General features: G+C 72.6%; 16 protein-coding genes. 6 read left to right on the top strand and 10 right to left on the bottom strand.

Annotated elements, in window-relative coordinates; all coding sequences use genetic code 11:
* Nucleotides 1–36: 36 nt before the first annotated feature.
* Nucleotides 37–300 carry a hypothetical protein gene (locus tag B1H29_RS00565; protein ID WP_055422342.1) on the bottom strand — a complete coding sequence of 88 codons (264 nt, stop codon included), beginning with the start codon at nucleotides 298–300 and terminating at the stop codon, nucleotides 37–39.
* A 246-nt stretch (nucleotides 301–546) separates the two neighbouring features.
* Here B1H29_RS00565 and B1H29_RS00570 point away from each other — a divergent pair, with 246 nt between their 5' ends.
* The gene (locus B1H29_RS00570; protein WP_055422242.1) at nucleotides 547–1,722 is read left to right on the top strand and encodes a glycosyltransferase; all 1,176 of its coding nucleotides are present in this window, start codon (nucleotides 547–549) and stop codon (nucleotides 1,720–1,722) included.
* A 128-nt stretch (nucleotides 1,723–1,850) separates the two neighbouring features.
* Here the strand turns inward: B1H29_RS00570 and B1H29_RS00575 are convergent, their stop codons facing one another.
* On the bottom strand, nucleotides 1,851–2,927 hold the full coding sequence (locus B1H29_RS00575) for a glycosyltransferase (RefSeq protein ID WP_063787572.1): 1,077 nt from the start codon (nucleotides 2,925–2,927) through the stop codon (nucleotides 1,851–1,853).
* A gap of 56 nt (nucleotides 2,928–2,983) precedes the next feature.
* A complete protein-coding gene (rfbA, locus tag B1H29_RS00580; protein WP_055422241.1) occupies nucleotides 2,984–3,853 on the bottom strand; it encodes a glucose-1-phosphate thymidylyltransferase RfbA in 870 nt (289 codons plus the stop codon).
* A gap of 189 nt (nucleotides 3,854–4,042) precedes the next feature.
* Between rfbA and B1H29_RS00585 the strand changes: the two genes are divergently transcribed.
* The gene (locus B1H29_RS00585; protein WP_107095404.1) at nucleotides 4,043–5,056 is read left to right on the top strand and encodes a Gfo/Idh/MocA family protein; all 1,014 of its coding nucleotides are present in this window, start codon (nucleotides 4,043–4,045) and stop codon (nucleotides 5,054–5,056) included.
* An 84-nt stretch (nucleotides 5,057–5,140) separates the two neighbouring features.
* On the opposite strand, the gene B1H29_RS00590 is transcribed toward B1H29_RS00585, so the two are convergent.
* The 4 genes from B1H29_RS00590 to B1H29_RS00605 are packed head-to-tail and all read right to left on the bottom strand — an operon-like array spanning nucleotide 5,141 to nucleotide 7,972.
* Entirely contained in the window at nucleotides 5,141–5,746 is a 606-nt protein-coding gene (locus B1H29_RS00590; protein WP_055422240.1) for a dTDP-4-dehydrorhamnose 3,5-epimerase family protein, read from the bottom strand.
* A gap of 18 nt (nucleotides 5,747–5,764) precedes the next feature.
* On the bottom strand, nucleotides 5,765–6,427 hold the full coding sequence (locus tag B1H29_RS00595; protein ID WP_055422239.1) for a sulfotransferase family protein: 663 nt from the start codon (nucleotides 6,425–6,427) through the stop codon (nucleotides 5,765–5,767).
* A 17-nt stretch (nucleotides 6,428–6,444) separates the two neighbouring features.
* Nucleotides 6,445–6,891, bottom strand: coding sequence for a carboxymuconolactone decarboxylase family protein (locus tag B1H29_RS00600; protein WP_055422238.1), 447 nt, complete (start codon nucleotides 6,889–6,891; stop codon nucleotides 6,445–6,447).
* A gap of 52 nt (nucleotides 6,892–6,943) precedes the next feature.
* A complete protein-coding gene (locus B1H29_RS00605) occupies nucleotides 6,944–7,972 on the bottom strand; it encodes a methyltransferase (RefSeq protein ID WP_055422237.1) in 1,029 nt (342 codons plus the stop codon).
* A 208-nt stretch (nucleotides 7,973–8,180) separates the two neighbouring features.
* Between B1H29_RS00605 and B1H29_RS00610 the strand changes: the two genes are divergently transcribed.
* On the top strand, nucleotides 8,181–8,798 hold the full coding sequence (locus B1H29_RS00610; protein ID WP_055422236.1) for a hypothetical protein: 618 nt from the start codon (nucleotides 8,181–8,183) through the stop codon (nucleotides 8,796–8,798).
* Nucleotides 8,799–8,804: 6 nt separating this feature from the next.
* Here B1H29_RS00610 and B1H29_RS00615 read toward each other — a convergent pair whose 3' ends face one another.
* A complete protein-coding gene (locus B1H29_RS00615) occupies nucleotides 8,805–9,683 on the bottom strand; it encodes an NmrA/HSCARG family protein (protein WP_159027749.1) in 879 nt (292 codons plus the stop codon).
* Nucleotides 9,684–9,777: 94 nt separating this feature from the next.
* Nucleotides 9,778–10,506, bottom strand: a complete 729-nt coding sequence (locus B1H29_RS00620; RefSeq protein ID WP_079159918.1) for an SDR family oxidoreductase — start codon at nucleotides 10,504–10,506, stop codon at nucleotides 9,778–9,780.
* A 249-nt stretch (nucleotides 10,507–10,755) separates the two neighbouring features.
* On the opposite strand from B1H29_RS00620, the gene B1H29_RS00625 reads away from it, so the two are divergent.
* The 3 genes from B1H29_RS00625 to hemG all read left to right on the top strand — a co-directional run bounded on the left by B1H29_RS00625 (nucleotide 10,756) and on the right by hemG (nucleotide 15,328).
* On the top strand, nucleotides 10,756–12,237 hold the full coding sequence (locus B1H29_RS00625) for an FAD-dependent monooxygenase (RefSeq protein ID WP_055422233.1): 1,482 nt from the start codon (nucleotides 10,756–10,758) through the stop codon (nucleotides 12,235–12,237).
* 35 nt (nucleotides 12,238–12,272) lie between these two features.
* On the top strand, nucleotides 12,273–13,751 hold the full coding sequence (locus B1H29_RS00630; RefSeq protein WP_079159919.1) for an FAD-dependent monooxygenase: 1,479 nt from the start codon (nucleotides 12,273–12,275) through the stop codon (nucleotides 13,749–13,751).
* 101 nt (nucleotides 13,752–13,852) lie between these two features.
* Nucleotides 13,853–15,328 carry a protoporphyrinogen oxidase gene (gene hemG / locus B1H29_RS00635; RefSeq protein WP_055422231.1) on the top strand — a complete coding sequence of 492 codons (1,476 nt, stop codon included), beginning with the start codon at nucleotides 13,853–13,855 and terminating at the stop codon, nucleotides 15,326–15,328.
* Nucleotides 15,329–15,401: 73 nt separating this feature from the next.
* On the opposite strand, the gene B1H29_RS00640 is transcribed toward hemG, so the two are convergent.
* Entirely contained in the window at nucleotides 15,402–17,153 is a 1,752-nt protein-coding gene (locus tag B1H29_RS00640) for an FAD-dependent monooxygenase (protein WP_055422230.1), read from the bottom strand.
* Nucleotides 17,154–17,293: the final 140 nt, after the last annotated feature.

The following is a 17,293-nucleotide window of genomic DNA, read 5'->3' on the forward strand; positions in this document are numbered from 1 at the left end:
GCGGCGAAAGCCGGTGTGCGGGTACCGGCGGCGCGGTCAGGCGGCCTTGCGGACGATCTCGACGGCGCCGGAGTCCAGCAGGGTCCGGACGGCCGACTCCCCGCCGTCGACGTCCAGGTCCATGTCGTGGAGGCGGCCGATGACGTTCCGGACGACCTTTTCCGGCTGCGTCTTCTCGGTGCCCTCCCAGACCAGCTCCGGGAAAACGGTCAGGTAGACCTTGTCGTTTCCCTGGCTGTAGATGTTCACTTCCATGACGTCACGCAGGGCCATACGGGCTTTGTAGATCAGGTTGTTCATGCGTGCCACCGACTTTCGGGATCCGATTTTTCTGAGGCTTCCTGGCCACACGTACCGGTCTCATGATGGTCAGCGTCCGAGGGCTGCGCAACGAGATCGGGCGAATACCCTGTTCAACTGCGGGAAATCCGCGATTGAACAGGCTTGTCAATTGCTGGTGTTTGACAGAAAAAGGCGGCACTGAGGACCATCGGTACTGTCCGCTAATGCTGTAGGCCGCGTCCCACGAAAAGCATCCGGAGTGCCATGAAAATCCTGTTCATAACCACGGGCAGCCAGGCCACCTACTATGCCGCTGCCCCGCTGGCGACGGCCGCGCGCAACGCGGGCCACCACGTCGTGCTGGCCGCCCACGAACCGTGGGTGGAGACCGCGGAGGCCATCGGCCTTCCCACGTTCTGCTTCACCGTCGACCCGATCCGGCACTTCATGCGGATCACCAACCCGGGCAAGGGCCTGCGGTTCCCCCGGGAGCTGGGCGACGAGGAGATGCTCGGACAGGGCCGCGGCTTCGCGAGGATGGGCCTGGCCGGGGTCCGGTCCCTGCTGGAGCTGGCCAGGGACTGGACCCCGGACGTGGTCGTGGGCAGCTCGCAGAGTTACGCCGCGATGCTGCTCGCCGCCCACCTGAAGGTCCCGTACGTGCGCCACATCGAGTACCTGGGCATTCCGCTCACCGGCATCGACCCGGGCGCCGAGCAGGAGCTGCGCCCCGAGATGGAGCGGCTGGGCGTGGACGGGCTCCTCAAGCCCGACCTGCTCCTGGACTCGACGCCGCCGTCGCTGCGGCCGTCCCACGACCCGGCCGCGCAGCCGATGCGCTGGATCCCCAGCAACCCGCAGCGCCGGCTGGAGCGCTGGATGTACACCCGCCCCGAGGGGCGCCGGCGGGTGGTGATCACCTCCGGTTTCCGCAGCCTGATGTTCCGGGACCCGGGCTGGTCCATGCCGCTGCTGGTCAGGGAGCTGGACAAGCTGGGCGCCGAGACGCTGATCGCGTCGAACCCCGGCGCCGTCGAGCGGTTCGGCTCCGAGCTGGGCGACGCGCGCGTCGGCTGGATCCCGATCGACGTCACCGCCGCCACCTGTGACCTGGCGGTCCACCACGGCGGGGCGACCACCGCGACGACCCTCATGGCCAACGGCGTGCCGCAGTTGGTCATCCCGGAGAACCCGCCGGAGTTCCCGCCGAACTACCACCGGGAGGCCATCGCCAAGGCCATCACCGGCTTCGGTGCCGGCAAGACGCTGTGGCCGCAGGCGCAGGAGCCCGACAGGGCTCCGGGCGAAGTGATCGCCGAGGCCTGCCGGGAACTGCTGGAGAACCCGAGCTACACCGAGCGGACGCAGTTCCTCGCCAAGGAGATCGCGACGCTTCCCGCCCCCGCCGAGATCGTGCCCAAGCTGGAGGCGCTGGCCTGACGGCCGGCGCGGCGCCCTCTCCCCCTCTCCCCCGGGGGGCAGCGCGAGTCGCCCTGGGACCACGGAGCACCTCTCCGCCGGTCTCAGGGCGACTCGCGCTGCCGCCGGGCCGGGTCCGGCGCGGCCGGTCAGCGGGCGGCGAGGGCCTCGATCTCGCGCAGCACCTGGTCCGGGGTCGGCAGCGCGGCGGTCTCGGCGGCGAGGGCGCGGGTGCGCTCGGCGTACCGCGGGTCGGCGAGGATCTCCCGGCAGGCCGCGACGATCACCTCGTCCGGGTCCTGTCCCTCCTGCGGCCGGTGCCGGTCCACCGTCACGGCGGCGCCGAAGCCGCTGACGGCCTCCGCGACGGCCTTGCCGTAGCCGTTGTCGGGGAGGATCAACTGGGGCACGCCCGCGTTGACCAGGGTCATGGCCGTGGTGGCACCGCCGTGGTGGACCGCCAGGTCACAGGTAGGGGCGACGACGTCCAGGGGGATCCAGCCGATGCGTACGTCGCCCAGGTCCGCGCCGTAGCGCTCGGCGGCCTCGGGCAGCGCCGCGATCAGCACCTCGGCTCCCGCCCCGGTCAGCCCGTCCACCAGCCTGCGCAGCGAACTGCCGGGGGTCTCGAGCATCAGGTTGCGGGTGCCCGCGGTGATCAGTACCCGGCGGCGGCCCTCGGGGCGGGTGTACATCCACGGCTCGATCCGGCGCTGGCTCACCCGGGGGACCCAGCGCATCGCCCGTCCGGCGGGGGTGCCGGGCGGGCGCAGGGACGGCGGGCACAGGTCGATGAAGAGGTCGGGCGCCGGCAGTTCGGTCAGCCCGAGGCGCTCGAGCTGCGGCCGGAGTTCCGCCACCGCCGTGCGGTCGCGGCGTGCCATCGGGGCGATGTGCCAGATGTGGCGGACGTAGGGGACCTTGAGCCGGGCGGCGAGCACCCGGGGGACGTGGGACAGGCCGCCGACGACCAGGTCGGGGCTCCACTGCCGGGTCAGGTCCAGCAGGGCGTCGATCCGGACGGCGGCCGTCGTGGCGTCCTGGCCGTGGCGCATGCGCTCGGGGGTGATGCAGACCGCGGGAAGCCCGACGGACTGCGCGGCCCGCATCAGCGGTTCGTCGGCGGCCAGCAGGATCTCGTGGCCGGCGTTGCGGGCGGCGGCGGCGAGGGGGGCGACGCCGAAGACGGCCGCCTGGCTGCCGCCGACGGTGAACAGTATTTTCATGGCTGTCGCACTTCTTCCGTTGGGGGATGCGGGGACCGCGCGGATGCGGCGCGGGATCAGCCGGCCTGGGCCATTTCCATGACGTAGCGGCCGTAGGAGGAGTTCGCGAGGCGGCTGCCGAGCCGGTAGCAGGACTCCTGGTCGATGTAGCCCATGCGCCAGGCGATCTCCTCGAGGCAGGCGATGCGCACGCCCTGGCGGTGTTCCAGGACCTGGACGTAGTCCCCGGCCTCCATGAGCGCGTCGTGGGTTCCGGTGTCCAGCCAGACGAATCCGCGGCCGAGCGGGACCAGCCTGGCCTCGCCGCGTTCCAGGTAGACGCGGTTGAGGTCGGTGATCTCCAGCTCGCCGCGTTCCGAGGGCCGCAGTTTCCGGGCGATGTCCACGACCTGGTTGTCGTAGAGGTACAGCCCGGTGATCGCCATGTTGGTCTGCGGGTTGGCGGGCTTCTCCTCGAGGGCGACGAGCCTGCCCTGCTCGTCGAGGGTGCCGACGCCGTAGCGCTCCGGGTCGCGCACCGGGTAGCCGAACAGGACGCAGCCCTCGATGTCCTGCGCGGCCCTTTGGATCATGGGCCCGAACTCGTACCCGTGGAAGATGTTGTCGCCCAGCACCAGGGCGACGGAGTCGTCCCCGATGTGGTCCGCGCAGACCAGGAACGCGTCGGCGAGCCCGCGGGGCTTGTCCTGCTCCGCGTAGGTCAGGGTGATGCCCAGCCAGGAGCCGTCGCCCAGCAGTCGCCGGAACATCTCCGAGTCCTCGGGCGTGGTGATGATCTCTATTTCGGTGACCCCCGCCAGCATCAGGGCCGACAGCGGGTAGTAAATCATCGGCTTGTCGTAGACCGGGAGCATTTGCTTCGAGACTCCGAGAGTGATCGGATGGAGCCTCGTGCCATTGCCGCCGGCCAGGATGATGCCCTTCACCGTGGCGCCTCCTCAGTAACTTCGTGCCAATTGGGCGTGCCCGCACTTTATCGGTGGCCGGCTCCCGCCCGAAAGTTTTCCCGCGGCCACCTGAATTGCGTTCCTGTTGACAGGAGCGGGTCTGCTTACTCAGGCTGGCGGCATACCGGTTCAGGCATGCGCATTTACTGTCGTCGTTTAGGTGGACCTGTGGAAATCGAAGATCTGACGCCCGTTCTCGAATCCGAGCAGAGGGCCGGTATCGGCATCATCGGGTGCGCCGACATCGCCGTGCGGCGGGCCCTGCCCGCGGTCCACCGGTCACCGTTTCGGCTGGTGGCGGTCGCGAGCCGGTCCCGAAAGAAGGCCGAGGACGTCGCGGCCACCGCCGGCTGCGCGGCCGTCGAGGGTTACGAGCGGCTGCTGGAACTGCCCGGCGTCGACGCGGTCTACATCCCGCTGCCGAACAGCGAGCACGCCACGTGGGCGCGGCGGGCGCTGGAGGCGGGCAAGCACGTCCTGCTGGAGAAGCCCGCGGTGCCCGCCGAGGACAGTGCCCGGGATCTCGTCGCGCTCGCCGAGGAGCGCGCACTGGTCGTCATGGAGAACTTCGCGTTCCTCCGGCACCCCCAGCACGAGCAGGCGCAGTCCCTGGTGGCCGACGGGGCGATCGGGGAACTGCGGGCCTACAACGGCGCGTTCGGCATTCCGCCGACCGACCCGCGCGGGATCAAGTACCAGGCGGACCTCGGCGGCGGGGCGCTGTGGGAGGTCGGCTGCTATCCGGTGCGCGCCGCCCAGGAGTACCTCGGGCCGTCGGCGCGGGTCCTGGGGGCCGGCCTGAAGTTCGACCCGGACCTCGGCGTGGACGTCTCCGGGGTGGCGCTGCTGGGCGACGACGGCGGCGTCACCGCCCACTGCTCCTTCGGTCTGTCCCACGGCTACCGGTCGACGTACGACCTGTGGGGAAGCGAGGGGCGGCTGGTTCTGGAATGGGCGTTCACGCCCTCGCACAGCGCCCGTCCGGTGCTGCGCCTGCAGCAGAAGGACCGTGAGACGCGGATCGTCGCTCCGGCGTCGGACCAGTTCCTCGGCGTGTTCACCGCGTTCCACGACGCCGTGCGCGATCCGGCGGCGCGGGCGGGGCACCACCGCGACCTGGTGCGGCAGGCGGGGCTGATGGCCCGCATCCGCGCGCACGCCCTCGGTGAGGAGCCCCGGTGAGCGGGGGTCGAGGCCTCGCGGGCCGCCGGGACAGTGAGCGGCGGCGGCCGGCGCCCGTGGGCGCGGGCCGCCGCAGCTCACGGGCTATCGTCCGGTCCGTGCCGTGAGCCGACGCGGGGGGCACTGGTCGTAGGTGGGCAGCAGGCCCGCGGCCGCCGCCTCGGCGAGGGTGGGCGCCGCGGCGTCCTTGTCCGAGCGGATCGGCGGCTCCTTCAGGTCCCAGGGCAGGGCGAGAGCCGGGTCGAGGGCGTCGACGTCGATCATCGTCCCCGGCACGTACTCCTGCGAGCACAGGTAGCTCATGCACGTGTCGTCGGTGAGGGCGAGAAAGGCGTGCCCGACGCCGTCGGGCAGGTACACGGCCGTCCCCGTCCGCGGGCTCTGGTGGGTGACGTCGTAGTGGCCGAACGTCGGCGACCCCACCCGCAGGTCGACGGCGATGTCGAGGGCGGCGCCCCGCACGCAGGTGACGAACTTCGCCTGGCCGGGCGGGAGGGTCGTGCCGTGGACACCGCGCAGGGTGTTGCGCCGGGACACCGAGTAGTTGACCTGGCGGACGGTGAACTCCCAGCCGCTGTGGGCCAGCAGGGAGCCGGCCCGCACGGATTCGAAGAAGTGGCCGCGCCGGTCGCTCAGCGGCTCGGGTTCGACGCGGTACGCGCCGGGGACCGTCATTTCCGTTATCAGCACCGAAGGCTCCTCGCCGGCTCAGCCGGTGGCCGCCGCGGCGGCTTGGGCCGCCCTGGCGACCCGCTGCCGCATGGACGCGGTGTCGTTGGTCCGCGGGAACTCCTCCCGCGGGGCGTCGGCCCCCAGGAAGTCGCACAGCGGCTCCCAGCCCTGCCGCACGTCGTAGACGAGGACGTTGTCCGCGCCCAGGGTGCGCACCACCTCCTCGTTGTGCCGGTGGTAGACCTCGATGGCGTGGTCCTTGTCGCGGAACCGGCCGCCGAACAGGCCGTCCCAGATCATGGTGTTGGTGATCCGGAACAGCCTGGCCTGCGGGCTGCCGGGCTCGGGCGGGTGCGCCATGCTGCGCAGGGCGAACTGGTACAGCGTGTCGTGCGTACTGCGGTACCAGCTCTCGGCGTCACGCACCGTCAGGATCACCTTGGCGTCGGGGAACGCCTCGCCGATCTGCCGGTAGTACACGGCGCAGGGGCCGTCCACGGCGCAGTGGTAGCCGTCGAAGACGGCCCCCCAGTCGGGGCTGTGGCCGTCGCAGACGATCCCCTCCCACCGCTTCAGCCGTGCCGTGTCGCCGACGATATCGAACATGTGGAAGCAGGGGCCGAGACCGAGCCGGTCCAGGGCCGCCTTCAGTGAGGTCGTGCCGGTCCTGCCCAGTCCGGCGTTGATGAGCTTCAGCACAGTGCCGTCTCCCTTCCTCAGCGCCAGGCCGCGGCTTCCTGGCGGGTGGCGACGTTCACCCGGTTCCAGAAGTTGACCAGGCCGATGTGCATGACCAGCGCGCCGAGCTGCTCGGCGGTGTAGTACTCGGCGGACTTCTCCCAGATCTCGTCCGACGCCATGTCCTGCGGGTCGGTCATCAGCGTGACGGCCTCGGCCATCTCCAGCGCGGCGCGCTCGGCGTCGTCGAAGCAGCTCTCGCCGCGCCAGCCGGCCACCCGCGGCAGGCGGGCGTCCGCCTTGGCCGCCTCCCCGGGGTCGTCCGGGAAGGTGTACGCGCGGCCGTTGATCTCGCTGACGCGCAGCCGGACGAGGTCGAGGGTGGTCTGCGGTACGCCCACCTTGCCGATGACCTCGGTCAGGTCGAGCAGGGGCTGCAGGGCGCCGGGAACGACCAGGGAGGGGTTGTCCATCCGTGGAGTCATCGGGTCTTCTCCTGTGCGGTATGCGTGGATGAGTCGGTTGCGTGGGGCGGCCTCAGACCGGGATGCCCTCGATGACCGAGACCGGCGCGCTGGTGGCAACGACCCCGGTCAGTTCGAAGCCGGCCTTGGCGAACAGTTCGGCGTACTCGGCGCGGGTGCGCTCCCGGGCACCGAGCATCAGCATCAGCCAGAGGTCGATGGTGTGGCCGAGGTGCTTCTCGTTGTTCTCCGGGAGCACGTACTCGACGACGAGCAGCCTGCCGCCCGGGGCGATCGCCTCGCGCGCGTTGCGCAGGGCCGTGACGGCGTCGGCCTCGTGGAAGTCGTGGATGATGTGCTTGAACACGTAGGCGTCGGCGCCCGCGGGCAGTTGGCCGAGGTAGCCGCCGTGGGCGATGGTGAGCCGGTCCGCGACTCCGGCCGCCTCGAAGAGCGCCGGCGAGTCCACGGTGGCGACCTCGGAGTCGTACAGCACGCCCTTGACGTCCGGCGCCTGCTTGAGGATGCCCGCCAGGAGGTTGCCGCGGCCGGCGATGACGTCCACGACGGTGCCGAACCGGGAGAAGTCGTAGGCGGCCAGGATCGGGTCGGTCTCCGAGGCCGAGAGTTCGCCGAACGCCTGGAAGAACACCCGCGCGTAGCCGGGGTTGGCGTGGAAGAAGTCCAGCGCGCCGGTGCCGCGCAGCTTGGGCAGGTTGGCCTCGCCGGTCTCCACGGTGGCGGACAGGTGGCCCCATTCCTCCCACAGTGTGGGGTGGTTCATCAGCAGGGCGAAGCCGCGCATCGAGTCCGGTGCGTCCTCGCGGAGCTTGTCGGACAGCGGGGTGTGCTCGTAGCGGCCGTCCGCACGGACGGCGAACACCTTGTGGCCGGCGAGCGCGCGCAGGACGCGGTGGGTCGCGCCGGGGTCGGAGCCGACCCGTGCCGCGATGTCCCCGGCGGACAGCGGGCCGTCGGCCAGCACGTCCGCGATGCCGAGCCTGGCCGCGACGGAGATCGCCTGGGTGATCACCGCGCCCTGGATGAGATGGAGCAGTGAGTACGAGTCGGACTGGTCACGAACCTCGGGCAGCACGGACATGCCTTTCCTTTCGGAGCGCCTCTTCTCGCGGATTCCAGACGATAGGTCGGCGCTTTGGAAAACCGCAACCTCGGCATTCACGCAATTGCCTGCAGGGCGTTCAACCGGGGAATTTGAGCGGTTGAACAGGCGGTGTCCAGCGTCGCTCCAGTGAAATTCCGGCCCGGCTTGCCAAATTATTGCGGCCCGGCTATTCGAGGAGGCCCCGTTGCGGCACGACACCCCGACCACGGTGGATTTCTGGTTCGACCCGACCTGTCCCTGGGCGTGGCTGACCTCCCGCTGGGTCCTGGAGGTCGCCCGGCAGCGGCCCCTGGAACTGCGCTGGCACCTGATGAGCCTGACGGTGCTCAACGAGGGGCGCGCCGACCTGCCCGAGCGCTGGCACCGGGACCTGGCCGTGCGGCTGGAGCCGGTGCGGGTGTGCGCCGCGGCCGAGCGGAGGTACGGCCCCGGGGCGCTGGGGCCGCTCTACACCGAACTCGGTACCCGGTTCCACCTGGAGGGGGCGCCCAGGGAGCGGGCCACCTACGCGGCGGCCCTGGCCGGGGCGGGTCTGGATCCCGGGCTCGCCGGCACGGCCGTCTGCGGCGCCTACGACGACGCGGTGCGCGCCTCGCACCACGACGCCGTGGGCCGGGTCGGGACCGATGTGGGCACGCCCGTCGTCGCGGTGGGGGGCGTCGCGTTCTTCGGCCCGGTGGTGTCCCCGGCCCCGCGCGGTGAAGCGGCGACGCGGCTGTGGGACGGCGTGCTCGCCGTGGCGGCGACCGACGGGTTCTTCGAGCTCAAGCGCACCCGCACCGGGAAGCCGGTCTTCACCTGAGGCCTGTCAGCGGCCCGCCGCGGCCACGGGGGCCGTCCAGTTGCCGGCCAGCCAGGTCTCCAGGGAGACGAGGCCGGGCCGGTTGCGGCGGAGTCCGTCGAGGTCGGCGCGGTAGCCGTCCCGCTCGAACCAGTCGAACATGTTGGCGAGGTCGGGGCGGGCCGAGCGCAGCGGCTCGATCGGCAGCCGCCGGTAGCGGGTCGGGACGCCGGCGACCGCCTCGAACGCCGCGGCCATCTGCGGTCCGGTCAGGCAGTCGCCGGCGATCTCGACCACCCGGCCCAGCCAGGCGTCCGGGTCCTCGAAGGCGTCCGCCGCGAACACGCCGATGTCGCTGGTCGCGATGAGCTGTACCGGGGTCCGGGGGTCCAGCCACATGGCGAGCACGAGTCCGCCCTCGGCCGGGCGCGGGGCGATGTCGAGCAGGATGTCGTGGAACATGACCGGCCGCAGCACCGTCGTCGGCAGGTCGAGCGTCCGCAGGTACTGCTCGACCCGGTGCTTGCTCTCGAAGTGCGGGACCCGGGTGTCGCGGTCCGCGCCGCCGACCGAGCTGTAGACGAAGTGCCGCACCCCGGCCCGTACCGCGGCGTCGGCCACCGCCCTGCCCTGCCGCTCCTCGGCCTCGACGCCGCCGGGGCCGCGGAAGGTCTGGACGCTGAACACCCCGTGGACGTCCCGCATCGCCGCCGTCAGCGACGCCTCGTCGTCCATGTCGCCGCGGACCAGGACCGCGCCCGCCTCCCGTAGCTGCCTGGCCTGTTCCTTGGCCGGGTCGCGGACCAGGGCGCGCACGGTGTGCCCGCGCCGCAGCAGTTCGCGGGCCACGGCCCCGCCCTGCCGGCCGGTCCCGCCCAGCACCAGGATCGTTGCGTCAAGCGCCACTGTCTTCTCCAAGTCTCGTGCCCGCCGGGTCTGGCCCGGCGGTGCGGTCGGGTGCGGCGGCCGCGGGGCGGCAGCCGTGCGTGGGGGCCGCGCGTCACCAGGGGACGGGTCCCTCGTCCGCCAGGCACGTGCCCGACGGGCCGTTGTCGTCCAGCAGGGCGAGCCGGACCACGATCGCGGCCCCTTCGGCGGGCGTGCGGCGGCCGCGGTGGTGGTTGATGTCCGTGGCCACCACTCCGGGCAGGGCGGCGTTGACCTTGACCGGGGTCTCCCGCAGCTCTTTCGCGTACGCGAGCGTGACCGCGTTCAGCGCGGTCTTCGAGGACTGGTAGGCGATCATGTTGACGTTCGCGAGCGGGGAGCCGGGGTCCGCGTTCAGGGTCAGCGACCCCACGTGGCTGGAGAGGTTGACGACGCGGCCGGCCGGTGAGCGGCGCAGCAGCGGCAGCATCGCGTGGGTCACGGTGACCACGCCCAGGACGTTGGTCTCGTAGACCTCCCGCAGGTCGGCCGCGGTCGCCTCGCTCGGTGCGCCGGTGAAGGAGCCGGCGGTGCCGGCGTTGTTCACCAGGATGTCCAGGCGTCCGTGGCGCCGTTCGATCTCGCGGGCGGCGTCGGCCACGCAGGCCGGGTCCCTCACGTCGAGCCGGAGCGGCGCCGCGGTGATGCCGTCGGCGGCCAGCGCGTCGGCGGCCTGCTTGCCGAGCACCTCGTCCCGCGCGCCGACGAGGACGGCGATCCCCCGCTCACCGAGTTGCCGCGCGGCGGCGAAACCGATGCCCTTGTTGGCACCCGTGACGAGGGCGATCTTCTCGACCGTCACGTCAGTTTCCTTTCTGTGGCCGGTAATGCGCGCATGCACCGTGGGAAGAAACAAAATCCGGAGGCACCCGACGATATTGCTGCGGTGCACTCTCCACGTTCAAGCGTTCACCGCCGCGTTCAATAGCGCCGGCTGCGCGGCCGAACGCCCTCGCCGGCGCCCGCTGAATTAGGAATCGTTGCGGCCGGACACCGCCCTGAGTAGCTTCACAACGGCCAACTATTGCCACAGCGCAAAGGGCCTCACGAAATGAAGAAGACTGACGTCATAGTGGTCGGCGCGGGGCCGGCCGGCCTGCTGCTGGCCGGAGAGCTGCGCCTGGGCGGAGCGGACGTGGCCGTCTACGACAGGCTGCCCGTCCCGGCCGGACAGTCCCGGGCCCTCGGCTTCAACCGGCGGGCCGCCGAGTCGCTGGGGCAGCGCGGGCTGCTGAGCCGGCTGGGCGAGTTCCGGTGGGGCCCGATGGGGCACTTCGGCGGGGTCCGTTTCGACCTCGGCATGCTCGACGAGGACCACAGCGGCGTGCTGGGCCTGTCCCAGGCCACGACCGAGAGGGCGCTGGGCGGCTGGCTGGCCGACCTCGGCGTGCCGGTGCGCCGCGGCTGCGAGGTGAGCGGTCTGCGGGAGACGCCCGAGGGTGTGGTGGTGTCCTTCACCGGTCCCGACGGGCCCGGCCAGGAGCAGGCCGGGTACGTGGCCGGCTGCGACGGGGCGGGCAGTACCGTGCGCGCGCTGGCCGGCATCCCGGTGCGGGACTGGGAGCCCACCCGGGGCATGTACACCGCGGAGATCAGCGGTGCCGCCCCGCGCCCCCGGCCGATCGGCGAGCGCCTTCCCGGCGGCCGCATGGTGGTGTGCACTCCGCTGGGCGGGGGCCGCTGCCGTGTGGTCGTCCACGACCCGGATCTGCCCGCCCGTCCGGAGCCGGGCGCGCTGAGGTTCGCCGAGGTCGCCGACGCGTGGCGGCGGCTGACCGGCGAGTCGATCGACGACGCGGACTGCCACTGGCTGTGGGCGTGCGGCAACTCGGCCGCGCTGGCCGGGCAGTACCGGCGCGGGCGGGTGTTCCTGGCGGGCGACGCGGCGCACGAGATCCCGCCGCTGGCCGCGTGGGGACTGAGCGCCGGGCTGCAGGACGCGGCGAACCTCGGCTGGAAGCTGGCGGCGGCGGTCGGCGGGTGGGCGCCCGAGGGTCTGCTGGACACCTATCACGCCGAACGCCACCCGGTCGGCGAGCAGTTGATCCGCGACGCCCGCGCGGCGTCGAAGCTCTACCTCGGTGACGAGACCATGGACCCGGTCCGCGAGGTCGTGGGCGAGCTGCTGGCCCACCGGGACGCCGCCGAGCGGGTCGCCGGCATCGTGAGCGGTCTCGGCATCCGCTACGACCTGGCCAAGGGCGACCATCCGCTGCTGGGCCGGCGCATGCCGCCCGACCGGGCGCTGACCCTGCCCGACGGCACCCGCACCCGCGTCGGCGAACTCCTGCGCACCGGACGCGGCCTGCTGGTGACCCGTGACGGCGCCGCCGCACGCGCCGCCCGGCACCACACCGGCCGCGTCGACACCGTCACCGGAACCTGGACCACCACCCCCGGCACCGCACCCGACGCCGTCCTGGTCCGCCCCGACGGCTACGTCGCCTGGACCTCACCGGGCACCACCGACGACCTCGGCCAGGCCCTCGAGCGCTGGTTCGGCGGCGGCGTCCCGCAGTACGCCGGCCGGTGAGCGCCCGGCGCCACCCATCGAAGAGGAGCGAACACATGGCCAGGGATGTCATCGTCGTCGGGGCCGGCCCGGTCGGGCTGATGACGGCGGGCGAACTCAGGCTCGGCGGCGCGGACGTCGTCGTCTACGAGCGGCTGACCGCCCCGACGCGCCAGTCGCGCGGGGCGAGCTTCACCAAGCGCACCGCCGAGTGCTTCGACCAGCGGGGCCTGCTCGGCCGTCTCGGCGGCACCGAGCCCGCCGACAGCCACTTCGGCGGGATCCCGATCGACCTCGGCGTGCTGGCGCAGGACCACTACGGGCACCGGGGGGTCTCCCAGTTCCGCACCGAGCGGATGCTGGAGGACTGGGTGGGCGAACTCGGCGTACCGGTCCTGCGCGGCCGGGAGGTGACCGGTGTGCGGCAGAGCGACGACGGTGTCGTGGTGGCCGTGGACGGGCCCGACGGGCCGGCCGGGGAGAGCGCCGCCTACCTGGTGGGCTGCGACGGCGGACGCAGCACCGTCCGCAAACTGGCCGGGATCGGCTTCCCCGGCACCGACGGCCGGCGCGGCTTCCTCACGGCCGACGTCACCGGTGTGGACACCCGCAAGCGGCGCATCGGCGAGAACCTGCCGGGCGGCAGCATGGTGATGGCGATGGACCTGGAGGACGGCGTCACCCGGGTCGTCGTCCACGAGGCCGGTACGCCGCCGCCGCACGACCGCGACTCGCTGTCCTTCTCCGACCTCGCCGACGCCTGGCAGCGGCTCACCGGCGAGTCCCTCCACCACGGCCGGTGCCGCTGGATGAGCTGCTTCACCGACGCCTCGCGGGCCGCCGCCGAGTACCGGCGCGGGCGGGTGTTCCTGGCGGGCGACGCGGCGCACGTGCAGCCCCCGGCCATGGCGCAGGGGCTGAGCGTGGGCGTCCAGGACGCGGTGAACCTGGGCTGGAAGCTGGCGGCGGCGGTCGGCGGGTGGGCGCCCGAGGGCCTGCTGGACACCTATCACGCCGAACGCCACCCGGTCGGCGAGCAGTTGGCGCGCAACGCCCGCGCGGCGATCGAGCTGCGGCTCACCGGCCAGGACATGGACCCGGTCCGTGAGGTCGTGGGCGAGCTGCTGGCCCACCGGGACGCCGCCGAGTACGCGGCCGGCATGCTGAGCAACCTCGGTATCCGCTACGACCTGGCCAAGGGCGACCATCCGCTGCTGGGCCGGCGCATGCCGCCCGACCGGGCGCTGACCCTGCCCGACGGCACCCGCACCCGCGTCGGCGAACTCCTGCGCACCGGACGCGGCCTGCTGGTGACCTGTGACGGCGCCGCCGCACGCGCCGCCCGGCACCACACCGGCCGCGTCGACACCGTCACCGGAACCTGGACCACCACCCCCGGCACCACCCCCGGCACCGCACCCGACGCCGTCCTGGTCCGCCCCGACGGCTACGTCGCCTGGACCTCACCGGGCACCACCGACGACCTCGGCCAGGCCCTCGAGCGCTGGTTCGGCTCCGCCCGCAGGGCCCTCTAGGCGCTCTCGACCGGGGGGCCGGTCCCTCCGGTCAGACTGCCAGGCACCCGTCCCGGCGCCGGGACGGCCTCTACGACACTAACCGCGAAGGATCTGGTGGAATGGCTGGCACCGAACAGGATCAGGTGAGTGGAAAGCCCCATGTCGTCGTCATCGGGGGTGGTATCGCGGGACTGGCGGCGGCGTTCCGGCTCCGTAACGAGCCGGTCCGGGTGACGGTCCTGGAGGCGTCGTCCCGGCTCGGGGGGAAACTCTCGGTCTCCGAGGTGGCGGGCGTCGCGGTCGACGAGGGCGCCGAGTCCCTGTACGCCAACCGGCGCCGGACCACCGGGCTGATCCAGGACGCCGGGCTCGGCGAGACCATCATGCCGGCGGGCGAGACCGCGTCGGCGATCTGGACCCGGGGCGAGATCCGGCGGCAGCCGGACCGTCAGTTCATGGGCGTGCCCTGCGACATGGACGACCTCGCCAGGTCCGGCGTCGTCTCCGCGCAGGGCGTCGACCGGGCCCGGCAGGACCTCGTGCTGCCGTCCTTCGACCGGGACGGCGACGTCTCGGTCGCGGACTACGTCGGCGGGCGCTTCGGCCAGGAGGTCGTGGACCGCCTCGTCGAACCGTTCCTCGCCGGTGTGTTCTCCGGCCGCGCCGCGGACCTGTCGTTCGAGGCCACGCTGACGCCGCTGGCCAAGGCGGCCCGCGCGCACGTCTCGCTCGCGGACGCGGCGGGCTCGCTGACGCCCGTGCTCGCCCAGGGGCAGAAGCCGCCGCCGGTGCGGGTGGCGACCCTGGACGGCGGGTTCGGCTCGCTGCCCCCCGTGCTCGTGCGCCAGGTGCTGGCGGCCGCGCCGGACGCGTCCGTGCGCACCGACTCCCCCGTGCGGGAACTCACCCGCCGCGCGGACGGCTGGCGGGTGACCGTGGACTCGGACACCGGCCCGGAGCACCTCGACGCCGACGCCGTCGTCGTCGCCGTTCCGGCCGGCCCCGCGGGCAGGCTGCTCGCCACCGTCCCCGGCACCTCCGCGGCCGTCTCGGCGTTCGGACAGGTGCCGTACTCGAGCGTGGCGGTGGTCACGCTCGCCTACCCCCGCACGGCGTTCCCCGGCGGGCTGCCGGGCCGCGGTTACGCCGGCTACCGGGTGCCCGCGGTGGAGGGCAGGGCGGTCAAGGAGGTCACGTTCACCACCGTGAAGTGGCCGCACCTGGCCGGCGAGGTGGAGATCGTCCGCTGCTCGATCGGGCGGTTCGGCGAGGAGGGCCTGCTGCAGCGCGACGACACCGGCCTGGTGGCGCTGGCGACGGCCGAGCTGGCCGAGGCCACCGGCGTGCGGGGCGCCCCGGTGGCGGCCCGGGTCAGCCGCTGGCAGGACGCCCTGCCGCAGTACACCGTCGGCCACTTCGAGCGGGTGCGGCGCATCCGGGAGACGGTGGCCGCCCAGCCCGGCCTCGCGGTGTGCGGCGCCCTGTACGACGGTGTGGGCGTCGGGGTGTGCATGGCCTCCGCGCGCCAGGCCGCCGAGCAGGTCATGACCTGGGTGAAGCAGAACGCGGCCGGCCCGGTCGCGGTCGGGGCCTGAGCCGCCCGGCCGACGCGGAAGCGGCCGTGCCCGAAGTCTCGGGGCACGGCCGCTTCCGTGTGCCGTCGTGGTCTCAGCGCTCCAGGACCGCGGCGAACGCCTGCGCCAGGGCCTGCTCGGGGTCCTCGCTGCCGCCCGTGCTGCGCCAGGCGACGTGCTGGTCGGGGCGGACCAGGAGGGCGCCGGCGTCGGTGATCTCCCGGACGGCCTGCCAGCCGCCGTCCACGTCGGCGTACTCGCCGCCGGCGCCGATGCACACCGTGTGGAGCCGCACCGAGTACTTCTGCGCCACCCGCGCGGCCGCCTCGCGCCACGGCGTCCCCCGCGCGCCCGTGATCAGCGTGAAGTCGGTGCTGCCGGTGGTGTCCAGCGTGGACAGGCGCCGGCCCTCGCGGGTGATCCAGGCGTGCGGCAGCCGGTGCCCGGGGCGGGACGTCGGCCGGTGCTCGTCGCGCATGGGGACGCGGGCCGGCGCCTGGCTGCCGTCCGGGACCAGCGCACCGTCCTCGTAGTGGAAGCCGACCTCCATGTCGAGGGACTGGCAGCCCCCGCGGTGGGTGTGGAAGATCTCCAGGGCGCGCGCCCGCACGGTGTCGCCGAGCGGTGAGGGGTCGAAGTACGCCTCGAGACGCTGCCCGCGGCGCCCGGCGGGGATGTGGTGACCGACGCCGACGGCGTCGATGACCGCCTGGTGGTGGACGGCGGCGGACACCGCCCAGTCCACGTTCTCCCGGCCCACGGGCCGGCGTTCGCTCTCGTAGGTGTCGATCAGGTTGTCGGTGGCCCGGCCGCCGAGTACCGCGGCCAGCTTCCAGGCGAGGTTGTGCGCGTCCTGGATGCCGGTGTTGAGGCCGAGACCGACGGCGGGGGGCTGGCGGTGGGCGGCGTCGCCGGCGATCAGCACGCGGCCGACCCGGTAGCGGTCGGCGAGGTGGGCGTGCACGATCCAGTCCGTCACCTTGTGCACCGTCACCTCCAGGTCCGGGATGCGCAGCAGCTCACGGATCCTGGGGACGACCGTCTCGGTGTCCCAGCGTCCGGGCGGGCCGGGGGCGAAGTGCAGGCCCCACTGCTCGCACTCCTTGCCCCAGCTCGGTCCCATCTCGATGAGGTTGCTGGACAGGTCGGGGTCCTGCGGGCTGAGGAAGTGCGTGATGAGCGTGCCCTCCTCCCACCACGGGGACAGATCGGCGGAGAAGTACGCGGTGGTGGTGTTGACCAGCCCGGGCGGGCCCTGCATCTCGATGCCGACCGCGGCTCCGACCGTGCGGCCGCCGTCCGCCCCGATGAGGTACTGCGACGTGACCGTGGTGATCTCTCCGGTGTCGAGGTCGCGTACCTCGGCGACGACGTGGTCGCCCTCGTCGGAGAAGGAGGTGACCTCGTGGTGGAAGAGGATCCGTCCGGGATTGCGGTCCTGCGCGTGCCGGCGCAGGATCGGCTCCAGCCACATCTGCGGCAGTTTGGCGGGCAGGACGGGCCCGGCCGCCGCGTAGGTCTCGCGCAGTTCACCGCCGCCGAAGGCGTCCATCTCGTGGATCAGGCGCCGGTCCAGCGGCCCGTCGCCGGCGAGCGTGGTCTGCCAGCGCACCTTGCCGAACTTCTCCAGCGGCGCCGCCTCGGCGAGCACGTCGTCGGCGACCGAGTGCTGGCGGAAGATCTCCATCGTGCGCTGGTTGAGGTAGTGCGCCTTGGGGACCCTCGACGTGTCCGGGTGCCGTTCCACCAGCAGGTGGTCGACGCCCTGGTCGGACAGGAAGACGGAGGCGGACAGACCGCATCCGCCACCGCCCACGATCAGAACCGGAACCTCGACTGATCCCATGTTCGTCCTTTCGGAAGGTGGCAGACAGACCCGCGCCCAGGTCGCGTACCGGGATGACGGGGACTGCCGTGTGTGCCGGGCTGGGTAGTGCTGGCAGCATGGCAAGGACGTCTCCAACCCCGGTCAAGGACGGGTGGAAC

Origin of the sequence: Streptomyces pactum, from assembly GCF_002005225.1 — a bacterium.
GTDB lineage: Bacteria > Actinomycetota > Actinomycetes > Streptomycetales > Streptomycetaceae > Streptomyces > Streptomyces pactum_A.

What these genes read in the sequence shown, in the direction of transcription:
- B1H29_RS00625 (WP_055422233.1), top strand. Translation starts at nt 10,756, where the DNA reads ATGAAGAAGACTGACGTCATAGTGGTCGGCGCGGGGCCGGCCGGCCTG.
- B1H29_RS00630 (WP_079159919.1), top strand. Translation starts at nt 12,273, where the DNA reads ATGGCCAGGGATGTCATCGTCGTCGGGGCCGGCCCGGTCGGGCTGATG.
- B1H29_RS00640 (WP_055422230.1), bottom strand. Translation starts at nt 17,153, where the DNA reads ATGGGATCAGTCGAGGTTCCGGTTCTGATCGTGGGCGGTGGCGGATGC.
- B1H29_RS00570 (WP_055422242.1), top strand. Translation starts at nt 547, where the DNA reads ATGAAAATCCTGTTCATAACCACGGGCAGCCAGGCCACCTACTATGCC.
- B1H29_RS00600 (WP_055422238.1), bottom strand. Translation starts at nt 6,891, where the DNA reads ATGACTCCACGGATGGACAACCCCTCCCTGGTCGTTCCCGGCGCCCTG.
- B1H29_RS00565 (WP_055422342.1), bottom strand. Translation starts at nt 300, where the DNA reads ATGAACAACCTGATCTACAAAGCCCGTATGGCCCTGCGTGACGTCATG.
- B1H29_RS00575 (WP_063787572.1), bottom strand. Translation starts at nt 2,927, where the DNA reads ATGAAAATACTGTTCACCGTCGGCGGCAGCCAGGCGGCCGTCTTCGGC.
- B1H29_RS00605 (WP_055422237.1), bottom strand. Translation starts at nt 7,972, where the DNA reads ATGTCCGTGCTGCCCGAGGTTCGTGACCAGTCCGACTCGTACTCACTG.
- hemG (WP_055422231.1), top strand. Translation starts at nt 13,853, where the DNA reads ATGGCTGGCACCGAACAGGATCAGGTGAGTGGAAAGCCCCATGTCGTC.